The sequence below is a fragment of the Spirochaetota bacterium genome, assembly GCA_034190085.1.
GTDB lineage: Bacteria > Spirochaetota > UBA4802 > UBA4802 > JAFGDQ01 > JAXHTS01.
The window spans coordinates 117,186-132,965 of the sequence record JAXHTS010000068.1; the positions used below are offsets into that span (position 1 = coordinate 117,186).

14 protein-coding genes are annotated in these 15,780 nt (G+C 35.3%); 7 read left to right on the forward strand and 7 right to left on the reverse strand.

What is annotated here, in order from left to right:
- Positions 1 to 1,157 precede the first annotated feature (1,157 nt).
- Positions 1,158 to 1,856, forward strand: a complete 699-nt coding sequence (locus SVZ03_13730; protein ID MDY6935269.1) for a DnaJ domain-containing protein — start codon at positions 1,158 to 1,160, stop codon at positions 1,854 to 1,856.
- On the opposite strand, the gene hisD is transcribed toward SVZ03_13730, so the two are convergent.
- Together hisD and SVZ03_13740 are read right to left on the reverse strand one after the other, a co-directional pair.
- The gene (gene hisD, locus SVZ03_13735) at positions 1,847 to 3,154 is read right to left on the reverse strand and encodes a histidinol dehydrogenase (protein MDY6935270.1); all 1,308 of its coding nucleotides are present in this window, start codon (positions 3,152 to 3,154) and stop codon (positions 1,847 to 1,849) included. The two genes, SVZ03_13730 and hisD, sit on opposite strands and share 10 nt — an antisense overlap.
- A gap of 2 nt (positions 3,155 to 3,156) precedes the next feature.
- Positions 3,157 to 3,783 carry an MBL fold metallo-hydrolase gene (locus tag SVZ03_13740; protein MDY6935271.1) on the reverse strand — a complete coding sequence of 209 codons (627 nt, stop codon included), beginning with the start codon at positions 3,781 to 3,783 and terminating at the stop codon, positions 3,157 to 3,159.
- Between the two features lie 380 nt (positions 3,784 to 4,163).
- On the opposite strand from SVZ03_13740, the gene SVZ03_13745 reads away from it, so the two are divergent.
- Entirely contained in the window at positions 4,164 to 4,526 is a 363-nt protein-coding gene (locus SVZ03_13745) for a DRTGG domain-containing protein (GenBank protein ID MDY6935272.1), read from the forward strand.
- Positions 4,527 to 4,891: 365 nt separating this feature from the next.
- Positions 4,892 to 6,148 carry a serine--tRNA ligase gene (serS, locus tag SVZ03_13750; GenBank protein MDY6935273.1) on the forward strand — a complete coding sequence of 419 codons (1,257 nt, stop codon included), beginning with the start codon at positions 4,892 to 4,894 and terminating at the stop codon, positions 6,146 to 6,148.
- Between the two features lie 224 nt (positions 6,149 to 6,372).
- Here the strand turns inward: serS and SVZ03_13755 are convergent, their stop codons facing one another.
- From SVZ03_13755 to SVZ03_13765, 3 genes are all read right to left on the reverse strand, one after another.
- On the reverse strand, positions 6,373 to 7,404 hold the full coding sequence (locus SVZ03_13755) for a 3-deoxy-7-phosphoheptulonate synthase (GenBank protein MDY6935274.1): 1,032 nt from the start codon (positions 7,402 to 7,404) through the stop codon (positions 6,373 to 6,375).
- A 261-nt stretch (positions 7,405 to 7,665) separates the two neighbouring features.
- The gene (queF, locus tag SVZ03_13760; protein ID MDY6935275.1) at positions 7,666 to 8,061 is read right to left on the reverse strand and encodes a preQ(1) synthase; all 396 of its coding nucleotides are present in this window, start codon (positions 8,059 to 8,061) and stop codon (positions 7,666 to 7,668) included.
- 153 nt (positions 8,062 to 8,214) lie between these two features.
- On the reverse strand, positions 8,215 to 9,393 hold the full coding sequence (locus SVZ03_13765; protein ID MDY6935276.1) for a diguanylate cyclase: 1,179 nt from the start codon (positions 9,391 to 9,393) through the stop codon (positions 8,215 to 8,217).
- 224 nt (positions 9,394 to 9,617) lie between these two features.
- Between SVZ03_13765 and SVZ03_13770 the strand changes: the two genes are divergently transcribed.
- Positions 9,618 to 9,962: an MBL fold metallo-hydrolase gene (locus SVZ03_13770; protein ID MDY6935277.1), complete on the forward strand. Its 345-nt coding sequence runs from the start codon at positions 9,618 to 9,620 to the stop codon at positions 9,960 to 9,962.
- Between the two features lie 154 nt (positions 9,963 to 10,116).
- Here the strand turns inward: SVZ03_13770 and SVZ03_13775 are convergent, their stop codons facing one another.
- Together SVZ03_13775 and SVZ03_13780 are read right to left on the reverse strand one after the other, a co-directional pair.
- Entirely contained in the window at positions 10,117 to 10,338 is a 222-nt protein-coding gene (locus SVZ03_13775) for an NIL domain-containing protein (GenBank protein MDY6935278.1), read from the reverse strand.
- A gap of 202 nt (positions 10,339 to 10,540) precedes the next feature.
- Positions 10,541 to 11,947 (reverse strand): radical SAM protein, encoded by a 1,407-nt coding sequence (locus SVZ03_13780; protein MDY6935279.1) that lies wholly within the window; start codon positions 11,945 to 11,947, stop codon positions 10,541 to 10,543.
- A 592-nt stretch (positions 11,948 to 12,539) separates the two neighbouring features.
- Here SVZ03_13780 and SVZ03_13785 point away from each other — a divergent pair.
- The 3 genes from SVZ03_13785 to SVZ03_13795 all read left to right on the forward strand — a co-directional run bounded on the left by SVZ03_13785 (position 12,540) and on the right by SVZ03_13795 (position 15,689).
- Positions 12,540 to 14,012 (forward strand): leucyl aminopeptidase, encoded by a 1,473-nt coding sequence (locus SVZ03_13785; protein MDY6935280.1) that lies wholly within the window; start codon positions 12,540 to 12,542, stop codon positions 14,010 to 14,012.
- Between the two features lie 21 nt (positions 14,013 to 14,033).
- Positions 14,034 to 15,137: a tetraacyldisaccharide 4'-kinase gene (gene lpxK, locus SVZ03_13790; GenBank protein ID MDY6935281.1), complete on the forward strand. Its 1,104-nt coding sequence runs from the start codon at positions 14,034 to 14,036 to the stop codon at positions 15,135 to 15,137.
- Between the two features lie 141 nt (positions 15,138 to 15,278).
- A complete protein-coding gene (locus SVZ03_13795; protein MDY6935282.1) occupies positions 15,279 to 15,689 on the forward strand; it encodes an HIT family protein in 411 nt (136 codons plus the stop codon).
- The last annotated feature ends 91 nt before the right edge of the window (positions 15,690 to 15,780 follow it).

The following is a 15,780-nucleotide window of genomic DNA, read 5'->3' on the forward strand; positions in this document are numbered from 1 at the left end:
ATTATTATAGAGGCTAACTGTATTATTCCATATTATATGAATATCAATATTTTGAAAATCTAACAAGGTTCTCTGTATGTTTTTAAATAAAATTATAATAAATCATATCTTATTGTATAATAAAAGATTCTACTTTTAGGTGAAGCCTTATAAGATTCAATTTTGATCATTTGTGATATTCAGCGCAAGGAAAAAAAGGATTTGTTTCTATAATTACATATAAGTTTATGTATTTAATAAGGATTATTGTAATGGACTTTCATTAAATAAAATCTTGACTCTTATATGAATATAATGTTTATTGTTTAAACCTAGATATCTTACTGATACATGAATAGTATTAATATTATTGTTAATAGATAAAATTATTTATCTGAAGAGTAGTAATCCATTTCTTTTCTATGTGGGAAAAGATCCAAGATATATATAAATCGCTTGTATCAGTTGTATCAGCAGAATATTCATTCCCATATTATAATCAGGTTTTAGAGATCACTTATACCTATGTTGTTATTTCAAATACCTTTGATTTAATATAGGTTTTATATGGATTGCAGTAAGTGTGATGGAATTTGTTGTTCAAAATATACCATTGAATTATATCCTAGTGATATTTCAAGGATATCACATTTTTTAAATTTAGATAGATCAGATTTTATTGAATTTTTTTTGGATGATAGGGAGCAAATTAAGCAAATAATAATAAATGGTAAACCCTATTGTTCATTTTTTAATATTGCTCAAAGGCATGCCGGGTGTATGATTCATAAGGTTAAGCCTTATGTATGTGAATGTTTTGTGTGTAATGAGGATATAAGAAAGCAAATTTTTCAAGAATCCTGAATTTGTAATAACTCAGATCAGGCTTACATCCGGTACAAGAGCTAACAATAAATAATAATTGCATTTTAAATCAGACAATAATATGTTATTGTAAAGGATTAAATACAATATATCCATATCGAGCATTGAAATTTTGATGAATAATAATAAATGAGAAAGATTGTAATTCCACTGAGTTGAAAGAGAATAAGGATAATTTATTCACTTTAAGAATAGAAAAATGAAATTCCATATACAATTATGGACTGCTATATATCACAAGGATTTCAAAAGATATATTTTAGCATTACAAAAAGCTGTATTGGAGTAGTTGAATGATGAGGATGTCTTATCATGATGAATTTGGAAATTTTGTCGATTATTATGAGATATTGAATATACCCTATCAGGCAAACAAATCGCAGGTGAGGACAGCATTCTGCAATCTTGTAAAGATCTACCATCCGGATATATCCAAAAAAAATAGCGATGACGAAAGAAAAAAAATAGATCTTATAATTAAGGGTTATAAGGTTCTTATTGATGACAGCCTGAGGCTAGAGTACAATAAACACCTCTTTGACAGAAAGCGCTATAGCGATGAGGGTTATGTTTATGTGCCCAAAACAAGGATAAAATTCTCCATCTCTCTCAAGGATCTTGTTGTGTCGAGACTTCTCAACAGGAAGATGAAACGTGAGGATAGAATTTATAATTTTGGTCAGGATGTGGAAATATTTGTTACTCCAGGAGAAATTAGGAGGGGCGCTATAGCATTTATTGAACTACCATCAAGAATACCCTGTCCTTTGTGCTTTGGGGATGATTCATACTGCCGAATTTGTCAGGGTCTTGGACGAATTTCAAACACATCCACTATAGAGGTAAAGATTCCACCGGGCACGAAAAACGGCACAACCCTAAATATCGATCTAATGAAGATTAGACTACATAGATTAACAACCTTTACTATGAAGAATCTAATAATTAAAATATCAATAATCGGAAAAGGTAATAGGCAGGCTTATTCCTGATCATCATTAAATCTGATTTCAATTGAACCGCCATGCTTGTCATCAAAGCCTTCAACCTTCGACATGATCCCTATGGGCTCTAACCCCTTTTTGAGAGCAGCTTTTGTTAAAAACTGTACGGTTGTTCTTCTCATGAATGTCTCCACTGATAATCCTGATGAGAATCTTGAGGTCCCACCCGTTGGTAGTATGTGATTTGTCCCTGAATAGTAGTCTCCTGCGGCAACAGGAGAATACTGGCCAAGAAATAGAGATCCAACATTCTGTATTTTGGGTAAATATTGCATAGGATTTGATACCATTAATTCCATATGCTCGGGCCCAAAGTTATTTGAGAATAGAATAGCTTCATCAAGATCATCAGTCAGCAGTATCAACCCATTGTTTGAGATCGATTTCTTTTTTATCTCATGCCTTCCCTTTCCGCTATTAATATCCATGGTAATCTCTTCCTTTACTCGATCAGCTATATCATGGGATGTGGTCACAAGAATAGGGACGGCCTTTTCATCATGTTCAGCCTGTGATAGGAGATCAAAGGCAATCCATTTTGGATTAGCGCCTTCATCCGCAATAATGAGCACATCGCTAGGCCCAGCAATGGAGTCTATCTGAATTATTCCCATGCTGAAAAGGTAGGCTTTTGCTGCTGTAACATAAAGATTGCCGGGGCCAACAATGATATTGGCTTTAGGTAGCGAGTCAAGGCCGAAGGCAGCGGCAGCAATACCCTGGGCTCCTCCAGCCTTTAATATCCTCTTTATCCCAATAATCCTGCTAATTGCAAGAATGATATTAGAAATTTCCCCATCCTTTCCGGGGGGGGTGATAAGTGTAATATCCTTACATCCTGCGATTAAAGCTGGGATTGCAGCCATTAGTATACTAGTGGGATATGTTGCCTTACCCCCGGGCACATATATGGCTGTTTTCTCGATTGGTTGATATATTACACCCAGTTTGGAGCCATCTTCTCTTGAATATATTAAGTTTTCCCTTTTCTGATGAAGATGGAATTCAAAGATATTGTCCCTGGCCTGCATAAAGGCATCTATCTCTTTACGAGGGATATTATCATATCCTTTTGTTAATTCGTCCTCAGTTGCATAAAGATTTGTAAGCCTTATCCCATCATATTTCTCGGTATAGTGAATAACCGCTTCTTCCCCTTTGTCTCTTACATCCTCAATGATGGGAATAACAACATCCATTACAGAACTGAAAACCTCTCCCAAGCGGTTAAAAAGCTTCCAGAGGTCATGATCATTAAGATCTTTCAGTCTTTTAATCGCTATCAAGTCTATAATTCCAGCGTTTTGTTGCTCAGTATCTCTACCTTAACATTTGGTAATTCTTTTTCTACCATCTCTTTAAATGGCTCCAGAGGCTTGTCCCAATTATGAATAGGGACTACAATTTTGGGGATCATTTTTTTTACACAATCAGTTGCTTCTTCAAAACCCATTGTATATTGGCCGCCAACAGGTATACAGGCCACATCAATATCTTTCAGGTCACACATCTCAACCATCTCGCCAGTGTCTCCAGCATGATATATTCGATTGCCATCTGCATTGATAATATAACCATTCCACTCATTTTCCTTAGGGTGGGTTGGCAGCTTGTCTGTATATGAGGGTACTGCTTCAATTTTTATTCCATTGATATCCTCGCTGGATCCAATCTCCATTTTAATAACCTTGAAATCACCTTCTAAATTACAAGTTTTTGGAATCACAATTGTAGTATTGCTGTCAGCTACCTTTTTTATGTCATCTATTGATAAATGATCTGGATGGTCATGACTTATAAGGACTATATCCGCCTTATCTAAGTCACCGCTTAACTGGAATGGGTCAAAATAGATAACTTTGCCATTATTGGTCATAACTTCAACGCATGCATGATTAATCCATTTTAGTTTCATACGAAATTTCCTCCCATATTAGAATATGCGACTTGTCATAAACTGACATAATTGAAAAGTCAAGTGATAATTACCAAAATAAGCTATCTCAAATTTTGAAAGTAATAATTTGATGAAGTCTTATATTTTTTATTTGTTGACTAAAAGCTGGATCATTGATTGAATTATACCAAACTATAATAATTTGTTTTTTATATGGTCGAGAGTTTATTTATTGGCTTTCATTATATATCAAAATAACATGGAATACACATATTCAGAATCTGCTTGAGGCAGATGTTCAGCATAATTTTTATTTCATCCTTGTTGAGTGATTGAAGTTTTCATGGGTTTGTGGTATAATATTATATTCTAATAGGAGTGGAGGATTATATATTAATATGAAATTGTCTGAGGTAAAAGAGCTGTTAAATGCTAATGTTATCTTTGGTGAGGATTTGCTTGATACAATTGATGTAAATGGAGCTTTTGCATCAGACCTGTTAAGCGATGTTCTTGCCTATGCTAAGGAGAATACACTATTTATTACCGGATTAACAAATCCGCAAGTAATCAGAACTGTAGAGGTTTTGGAGCTTATGGGAATAGTCTTTGTTAGAGGTAAAATTCCTCAGCCAGAAACAATTGAATTGGCTAAAAAGAGGAATATCCCTTTACTCGGTACAAAGTATATTATGTTTGAGACCTGCGGTAGACTTTATGCAGCCGGTCTTTCAGCATCAACAGAGATGGTAGATTGGTAACAAACGGCATTTATCACCTATATTCGCTAAATATCTTGACATAAATGCAGATGTCAAGATTACCGCACTTAACACAACTTTAGCTTCAAATAATTATTTAATTTTCCATTATTGAATTATTACTATAAAGATTTGTATAATAAGTTGTAGCAGGCAGGAAGTCTACAGTAAAGGGCATAAATTTGAAGAGCTATATTAGGAATAATGTAAGATGGTTATTATATGCTTCAATGCCTTTGTGATTTTGTCCTTATTATTATACATTCTTTCAATATTATTAAATGATATGCCCTTATCATTGAGGTGAAGGTGTGGCATTTCAAGCAAGCAGTAAATTTTTATAAGTATGGCTTGAGGTAGGATTAATGATAGACCCTAAACTGATCAGACGAGATATTGGTAGTATTCGGGAGTTATTAGTGAATAGATTAATGGATGATGTGATTGATCTTGATCATCTGATAAAAATAGATGAAGGGAGAAGGGATGCTATAGCACGAATTGATAAACTTCGTGAGACACGAAACAGAATTTCTAAGGAGATTGGTAATAAAAAAGCAAAAGGAGAGGATGATACAGAACTTAGACGAGAGGTGCAGGCAGTATCTGAAGAGATAAAGGGATTGGATATGAGGGTGGAAGAATATAATGAAGACTTTAATAGTATGGTTCTGTCATTACCCAATCTGCTTGATGAATCTGTCCCAATAGGCAAGGATGAGAATGATAATAAAGTAGTTCGAATATGGGGAGAAAAGCCGGATTTTTCCTTTAATCCCAAACCACATTATGATATTGGTGTTGATTTGGGCATTCTAGATTTTGAGAGAGGGGTAAAATTGTCTGGTGCAAGGTTTTATGTATATAGAGGATTAGCAGCCAGGCTCGAGAGAGCCCTTATAAGTTTTATGCTTGATCTTCATACTAAAGAGCATGGATACACTGAGACCTTTGGACCCTTTATCGTAAATGACGATAGTATGATCGGAACTGGCCAATATCCAAAGTTTAAGAATGAATTTTACCGGATAGAAAGGGATGGATTATCCCTTATCCCCACAGCAGAGGTTACCCTAACGAATCTTTACAGAAATGAGATATTAAATTTTGAGGATCTTCCCATCTATGTTACAATGCAATCTTCCTGTTTTAGGAGGGAGGCTGGCGCTGCTGGAAAGGACACAAGGGGACTTGTGAGAGTACATCAGTTTCAAAAGGTTGAGCTTGTTAAGTTTGTTGAACCTGAAACTTCCTTTGATGAATTAGAGAAGTTAGTAGGGGATGCTGAAGAGGTTTTAAAGAGGCTAAATCTACATTACAGGGTAGTTCTGCTGTGCAGTGCTGATACCTCTGCCTCCTCTGCAAAGACATATGACATTGAGGTGTGGATGCCTGGATTAGATAGATATTTAGAAATTTCTTCATGCTCAAATTTCCTTGATTATCAGTCAAGGCGGGCTATGATAAGATATAGAAGAGCAAAGGGAGAGAAATCATCCTTAATACATACACTAAACGGATCTGGACTTGCTGCTGGAAGAACGCTTGCTGCTATCATTGAGAACTACCAGACTGAAGAGGGGGAGGTTAATGTGCCAGAGGCATTGATGAGATACATGTAAATGAGATAGTATATTACATTATAATATTGCTTTTCTATGATGCTATGCAAGGATCGTGTTACTGATTCAATTTCACTCTATGCATCAGGTTAAGACGCATATTCGGATAATCCGCACTACACAATTGAGCAACATTAGCTTGTAAAGCCCATATCCCAGGGTTGAGTCATGCATATGTTATCTATTCATTAGATTTGCCTTGAAGGAAGCGCGTTTTATTTTGCTTAATCAAAAACCTCAGCGATTTGCATTATCAACTTCTCAGATTTTTCCCATCCAAGACATGGATCAGTAATAGATTTCCCAAATTCATTTCCACTCATATCCTGTGAACCATCAAGAATATAGCTTTCAATCATCAGTCCCTTGATCAAGTCTTTCAGTATATCAGAATTGTTACGATTGAGCATAACCTCCATCGCTATTCTGGGTTGATCTAGATGCTTTTTACCTGAATTGGAGTGATTTGTGTCAACTATAATTGATGGGTTATGTAGATCACGCTTCTTATACATCTTGGCCAGTTGAATAAGGTCCTCATAGTGATAATTGGGGATATGATTACCATAGTGATCAACAGCTCCTCTTATTACAGCATGGGCTAGATGATTACCATTGGTTGATACTTCCCATCCATTATATACAAAAACGTGCGGATTTTGAGCAGCATAGATTGAATCCAGCATAACCTTCAAATCACCCGCTGTAGGATTCTTAAGGCCAACTGGGATATCAAGACCGCTGGCTGTTAACCTATGCAGTTGGTTCTCAACCGAACGCGCCCCAATTGCAACATAGGACAATAGGTCTGCCAGGTACATATGATTCTCAGGATACAGCATTTCGTCAGCAGGAACAAGATGTGATTCGGATATGGCTCTTATATGCATATGGCGAATTGACATTAAACCGCGCGTTATATCTGATTTTTTCTGATGATCGGGCTGATGAAGCATCCCCTTATATCCTACACCAGTGGTTCGCGGTTTGTTTGTATATATCCGCGGGATAATTATTATTCTTTCCTTTACCTTTTCCTGAATCTTCGCCAATCTTGATACATATTCACACAATGAATCCTCATGATGAGCTGAGCATGGACCTATTATTAGCAAAAATCGATTATCTTGATGCGATAAAATGCCTCCTATCTCTTTATCCCTCTGTTCTTTTATCTTCTTTAGTTTTTCATCAAGTGGATAACTCTGTAAAATCTCCTCGATTAAAGGAAGTTTCTGAATATATTTAAAGCTCATAAGGCTACCTCTTTATTAATTCTATAACATTCAATTCAATCATTAACATCACCTCACTAGAGGAAGACGCAATAAATCAGTTGAATCTATTATACTTATGTATGGTGATAAAGCAATACCAATCATTTTCTTCTTGTATAAACTGTAAAGAAAAATATTATTTGCATAATTACTATATTGGATTTTTTTATTCTATTCCTCTCTAATATTCGTAATCAACTTCGATAGTGTTGGGGATGATTTCTTTTATTGGAACGCCAATTATACGATTTCAGATTCCTTACCCCTCTTGGATATGGTCCGGGCAAAAATACCGCCTCGCGGGGACCATTCAATTTCAACAATGAGAGCAAGTGGTTCAACTGCAATTTGGATCGCGTCTGCTATCTCTTCGGTAATATACTCCTGCCAGTTCTGTTTATTGCGCCATAGGCTGAGATATTCCCTCATGGATTTGCTCTCGAGTATCTTTTCTTTAGGCTTATATCTCAGCCTAAGTTTGCCATGGTCATGCCTACCTGAAACTGGACATATGCTTTGAAATTCCGGATATTCCCATTCAATTACAGGTTGGTGATTCCTTGCAGGAATAAAATCAAATTTAAAATTATCAGGTGTTTCCGTCTTAGCTGATGACGCATTGGAATAGTCTGTCATATGAAATAGTATCCTATTACAAATTATTAAAGTAAGTTTCAAGAATAACGAGTTATTTCTTTAACATTATTCAATGTTCATTGGTGTAATTTGGCTTTGCTATTTTTTGGAATACATATCAAATATGTCTTTTGTTTTAATGCTTTCTCAATATCATTTCTGATGATGAGAAGGGGAGGATATTAGCTTAGAATTATAGAAGGTTACCCTATTTCGACCATTATCTTTTGAGTAATAAAGCGCTTTATCCGCCATCCCTATCAATTCATCAACATCTGATACTTTTAGTTCAGGGATAGTGGCAAATCCACCAGAAATTGTCAACTCTAATGTTGTATCCTGGTATTCTATTTTAATCTGTTCAACCATTTCTCTTATCCTATTAACAAAAACCATTGCCTCCCTGCTAGATGTTTCAGGTAAAACAACCGAGAATTCTTCTCCACCGTATCTACAGGGAATATCAATTGATCTGCAGTTTTTTTCTATTATAGCAGCAACCTCTTTAAGGATTCTATCACCAGCTTGATGTCCATAGGTATCATTAAAGCTCTTAAAGTGATCAATATCAAAAATAACTAATGACAAATCGTGGTTAAATCTATTAGCCCTCTTCCACTCTTCAAGAAGTCTCTTTTTGAAATATTTATTTATAAATAATCTTGTCATTCCATCCCTATTTGACATATCATACAAATCAGCATTCTTGATTGCAATTGCTGATTGGGTTGATATATATTGTAGCATCTGTAAGTCAAAGGATGTGAATGAGTCATTTATTTTATTGATCGCCTCAATCACTCCAATAATTATTCCATTAACTGTTAGTGGCACTGCTATTATTGAATTAGTATGTGTATTGACTTTTTTATCAGCTCTATTTGAGAATCGAGGGTCATTTTGAGCGTCATTGATAAGAATCGGTGTGCCATTTCCCCAAACTGTGCCTGCAATCCCTTCACCCATCTTCAGACTTGTGTCCCTTAATCTTTTCCCTTCTTCATCTTTACTCAAATAAGCAAATTTTAATAGATTTAATTCCTCGTCAACAAAAAGAATGCTACTCGATTCACAGGTTAATAACTGCTTAATCTGATGCAGAATTCTTTTTAAAATTTCTTCCTTCTCTAATGAATTGGTAATATAGGTGTTGATTTCGATTAATAATTTTAGTTTCCTGTTTCTCTCAATTTCTTCTTTTACTTCTTCACTTCTCTTTTCCAGTTCAATTATTTTTCTTGATAGGTAATTCTTTTCCTCTTCAAGCAAGCGTATTTTATCTTCATTCGCTTTTAGGGCAGCCCTTTTTATCATTTTATTTCTATTAAACATAATTATTATTCTCTGTTAATCTTTTCACATAAAGATAACAGATAACGGCTAATATGTCAAAAAAATATATTATGATCATGTTATTTTTTTTAAAGTGATAGTGTACTCATAAATTTATTATTATTTTATATTATTCTAATAATTCAATCACAGATAAATACTACTTAAATAGCAAAAAAGGGGTGTAGTACTATATAAACTACATTTGAATTAAAAATTTTATTTTGGTCCTCTTTCAGATAGGAGATGATTATGGAATATCACTTCATGTTCATCTCTGGTTGGAGAGCAAAAGCAGGATCGATCTTGGGAATTATATCATTGATGTTATTCATACACCTGGACATACATCAGGATCAATCTGCATTTATGAACCATTAAAGAAATTCCTTTTTACAGGTGACACACTGTTTACAGGTGGGACGCTGCCATATATTGCTGAATCAGGGGGTGTCGGAGATTATATAAATTCCCTAATGTCCCTCAATACACGAAAGATCAATGAATTTTCCAGGACATGGAAGCATATCAATGAATCCTCGGGAAGATATAGATGCTGCACTAACTAATGCAATGAAGCTGCTGAATAATAATGAAAAAATTGACATTTCTTATTTCAAAGATGATACAGCCGCTATCAGTTGACTGTAATCAGAGCCCATTTAATGTAAAACCTTCATTCTGCTTTTGATTTAAAAAACAATATATTTATTAGAAGGGTAATTATCTAAAATCTACTTGGACATCCTTTTCAGTAAAATAATTGAACAGCTTATCCAATTCCTCTCGTTCACCCTGGATTTGCACTATTGCCCATCCCATTTCAGTGGAAAATGAGGCTTCTACTATATTAGGAATAACATTAAAATGCTTGATAATGTAATAAAAAAATGGATCTGCCTTTAGTTCATTGGGGATAGTCAACTCCACTTCTATAGTAACCATTTCTACCTCCTTTTAAAGATATAATTATACCACTTGATTTAAAAAGAGGAAAACCTTTTTCCAAAAGGTTAATATTCTTTATATACCCTAACCAACAAGTATAGAAAGTTGGGGAGAAGTCATTTATAAACTCCTCTGTATAGTGTTTATCCTTTGTATATAAATATCAGATTAACTATTATTAATTTTCCCAATGTAGACATTATACCTTTTCTATTACAGGTATTTGCTGGTCTATATTCCCACCCTTGGATAAATCCAATCCTCTATATTTTTTATGATAAAATCGTACAGCATTGCTTCTATAGGAGAGGTTGCTCGCCAGTGTAATGAAGGGTTTACAGTTGTGTAGCATATTTTGAAATACTCTATAAAATATGCATGAGTATGAGTAAAAAGAACGGGAACATATCTCATTCTCATTAATAATATCAGCCCAAGATAAATGATTATACTTGGCTACCGGACAGGTTAGTGTATAGTATTTCCAATCCTCTGGAAAGTCATTTGCAGCTATACGACCATCGGATTTCATTTTTTCCCAGAGTTTTGTCCCTGGAAGGGGAGTCAGGAATAATACATTAAGGATATCTATGTTATAGTAATTGGCAGTACTGGCAATCTGTTGTCCTATGCCAGGTTTGTCAACGTCCAGTCCCATGATAAAGGATCCAGCTACCAGTATGCCATGCTGCTTTATGCGATGAACTGATGACTTGAAGTCACGTCCCTTCTGGAAATTGAAACTTTTATTGATTTCAGTTAAACCTTCAACATTAATCGATTCAAAACCAATAAAGACACCTGTGCAGCCAGCCTTTGCCGCTAATCTGAGCAGTTCTTGATCATCAGCAAAGTTAATCGTCACCTGAGTAATCCACTTTTTATCAATTTTTGCCTTAATCATAGCCCGGAGTAAATCTTTTGTTCGACAGATATGTTCCTTGCGAGTGCCTATAAAATTGTCATCCACAATGAGCACATGTCTTTCTTTAATCAATTTTAATTCTTCTAAAATGTTTTCAATAGGGCGGTATCTATAGCGCCTTCCATTAAAGGAACTGACGCTACAAAAATTACAGTTAAGAGGACAACCCCGTGTAGTCTGAATTAACCCAAATTTATAACCACTAGGAAGCAGATCATGACGAGCTAAAGGCATTTTATCCATCCCCAACCGTTTACCTTTATATATACGGTTTAATTTGCCTTTTTTTGTATCTTCCAAAACCTGAGCCCAGATACTCTCTGCTTCACCCATCACAATGGCATCCACTCTCTCCAACGCTTCATCACTACACATTGTTGCATGTATGCCCCCCATCACCACAGTGACTCCACGATTACGGTATTCAGCAGCCAAATCATATGCTCTCTCCGCCTGTGAAGAAAAGGCGGTTATCCCAACCATATCCGGACTCGGTAGGGATGCGTAGTCTGGAATGCCAAGGTTTTCGTCAATTATCCTTATATCCCATTCCGGGGGGGTTAAACCAGCTATGATCAAGAGACTAAGTGGTTTCCAGACTCGATACCTATTCCAGTATGTCTGTTTTACCTTGTTTACACTCACTAATGGATTAACGGGGTTTATCAGGTATAATAGCATTAATATTTCCTTTATTTAATAGATTTCAAGATTATATTATATAATGATTCACCCATGTATTTACTATCTTCCCCTTGCGATATGATTAGGATTAGTTTAAAAAGAAACAACATTATTGATGATTTTTTGAGATCCTGATGCTTGATAATATACATAACACATTGTGTTTGAATAAACAGAGATAGCTTAATCTGTCAATAATAATATTCATATCAACATTTAGAGAGAATATAAGAGAGCTGAATTATATTTGAAATAATTAATTAATCCTTGCATTTTCAGCGTATAAATATCTAGATATAAAACCCTTTAGAGATAGGTGATTTCATCGACTGATTATTAGCGTTCAATATGTAATATGTTCATAATTAAAAGGAATTATTCATATCCGTGTTGTCACTTTTATATCATTCATATTATAATTAGTACTAATCCTTAGCAATTACAGAATACCTCATGTAATAATAAAACTACACCTTTGACAGAGGAATACTTTAAATGTATGATAGATCGTTAATTCTATTGATCAATGTTTTTATGATAATAATATGGCTAATTGATACACAAATTATCAAGGGAGTAATGTAAAACCATGAAATTGATTGTAAAGAAGAAAGATGATTTCTCGAACTCAGATGTAGTCGTAATATTTTTAACAGAGGGATATAGAAATAATATAGAAAAAGATATCCCATCAGAATTTTCATTTATTACTGAGAGAGTAGATCTCTCCTTTTTTATGGGCAAATCATCTGAAGTGCTATTCCTGCCTTTTATAGATTTTCCAAACATAATTATCATTGGTATTGGGAAGGAGGAAGAGATAAACAGTGAATCATTAAGGAATAGCTCAAGCGATATTGTTAAGATATGTAAAAACAAAAATGTAAAAGCTGTTAGTGTGTTGCTGCCTTTATTAACAAAACTGACTCAGCAGAGTATTTTATCATCAATAGCTGAGGGATTATATCTGTCGAATTATAATTTTGATAAATATAAATCAAAGGAGGATGATGCCAACAAATTGCTTGATAAGGCTTTTTTCTACTTTGACACAAGGGAGATAGCCGTATCAATTCTGAAAGATATTGAAATATCATGTGAGAACACCATCCTTTGCAGAGATATGATAAACGAAACCAGTGATAAAACGAATCCCGTAGAAATAGCTAAAGTGGCTAAAGGTCTATCGAAAATAAATGGAATTACATGTGAGGTATATGGAAGACAGGAGATTGAGAAGATGAAGATGGGTCTCATCCTTGCAGTTAGTCGTGGCAGTGTCCATCCACCTCAATTGGTTGTATTAAAATATAAGGGCAATCCGAAAAGTAAGAAGTCCATAGCAATTGTTGGCAAAGGGATCACCTTTGATTCCGGTGGGATGAATCTGAAATCTTCATCTCATATTGAAGACATGAGATGCGACATGTCAGGCGCTGCTGCGTGCATTTATACCATAAAGGCAGCAGCAGAGATGAAAATTAAAAAGAATATTTTTGCTATAATTCCTCTTTGTGAAAATATGATAAGCAACACAGCATACAGACCAGGGGATGTCTTTTATGCCTACAATGGGAAGAGTGTAGAGATTGGAAATACAGACGCAGAGGGGAGGTTGATACTTGCGGATGCGCTTGCCTATACAGAGGAAAAATTAAAACCTGATTATATTATTGATATTGCAACCCTTACTGGGGCGTGTTTAGTCTGCTTCGGTGAGACAATAGCAGGCTTGTTGACAAATAATGATAATCTTGCAGAAATAGTCTGTAAAGCAGGGGAGGAGACTGGTGATAGGGCATGGAGGTTGCCTCTTTATAAAGAATTTGATGAGGAGATGAAGTCAGATATCGCTGATATAAAAAATATATCCTCCAACAGGAATGCTGGAACCATAATGGGAGCGGTTTTTCTGAAAAGCTTTATACAAAAGACCTACTGGGCCCATATCGATATCGCTGGTACGGCATGGTATTCAAAACAGAGGGGGTATAGGCCCAAGTATGCCACTGGTTTTGGGGTGAGATTGTTTTTGGAAATGATAAAAGGTTTGGATTTTTAACGGACAATTTTTGGTTTGTTTATGCAGATGAGAATATTTCGTCTGACGCTGGGTGATCGTGTGACGATGCTTCAAAGGTATATCAGCTTTCTATGCAGATATTTTAGATTCTTCTTGATGCCCCTGATTCCACTATATTTAGCAATATTCTATATAAAAAAAATGCTAAGCCATCCTCAGGCCTCTGGAATGCCTGTAATATGTATCGGGAATATTACAGTTGGAGGCACTGGAAAGACGCCCGCGGTTATGCAGATTGTCAAACTTTTAGAAGAAGAGGAATACAAGCCTGCTATTGTGAGCAGAGGATACAGGGGTTCAAGATCGAAAGTCGGAGCGATCGTTTGTGATGGCGCCAAAATTCTGTTAAATCCGGAGGAATCAGGAGATGAATCCTATCTTATGGCATTGAGATTGAAGAATATACCAATAGCGATTGGACACAACCGCTTAAGTGTTGTTCTGAGACTAATGCGTGGATATGATATCGATGTGATAATTATGGATGATGGAATTCAAAATAATTCGATCTATAAAGAAATATCTATTATTACAATTGATGCCACAAATCCCTTTGGGAATGGGCTTATATTACCTGCTGGAGATTTGCGGGAGCCAAAATCTGCTCTAAAAAGAGCTGATCTTATACTCATCACTAAATCCGATCTCATCTCTGAAATCAGACTAAAGGAGCTTGAAAAGAGGATTAAGCGGATTTCAGCAGGTTGCATGATATTCAAATCAAAATATAAAATATCGGAGATATATAGGATTGATGATAATGATTTCAGATATCCGGTTTCAGCCATTTCTGACAAAAGAGTCTTACTCATAACTGCTATTGGGAATCCAGAGGCTTTTCTAAAAACAGTAATAAAGTATAAACCTGATGTGGTGAGACTTCTTCCTTTCCCAGACCATTATAATTATACTGAGAGGGATTGTGATAGGTTTGTTAAGGAATCTAATTATTACGATTATGTGCTTGTAACGGAAAAGGATTATGTAAAGATGAAGAAATATCATCTTAACCCTAAGTTCTTTGTATTGCCGATATCAGTTGCCTTCGAATATGAACCTCTATTCAGGAAGCATCTTTTACATAGACTCTCAGAAATGAAATAAATCTTGACTTCCCTTAAAGGACTAATATTGTCGTAACAAAATTTCATATAGATAATAGGATTTATATGGCAAAAGGTATGGGTGCTATTATTATATTTTGTTTAAATTTCATATAGAATATATGCGAGGTGAATTATAAAGATGTCGAACGATTGTATATTTTGTAAAATAATAGATGGCGACCTCCCATCACATAAAGTATATGAGGATAAAGATGTCACAGCATTTTTGGATATCTTCCCAGTTTCCAGGGGTCACACAGTTGTTGTGCCGAGAATCCATTGTCTCAACTTCCTTGATTTCCCTGATGATAAGATAGAGGTGTATTTTACGGTATTAAAAAAATTAACAGTTGAGTTGAAGGGAAAGCTTGGGGCAGATGGTGTAAATATTCTTCAGAATAATTTTACAGCAGCTGGACAGTTGGTTAATCATATGCACTTCCATATCATTCCGCGTTGGGATGATGATGGAGCGTTGAAGCTGATACAAACGAAAAAACAGGCTAAACCTGAAGAACTGAAGGAGATACTTGAAAGTATTGTAGATTGATGAATACTATTTGCTCATTCAAGGATTTTCAACTCTCCCTCAGTAGAGGGAGTGGGCCTGTATTTCATTTTATGGGAAATAACGAGTATAT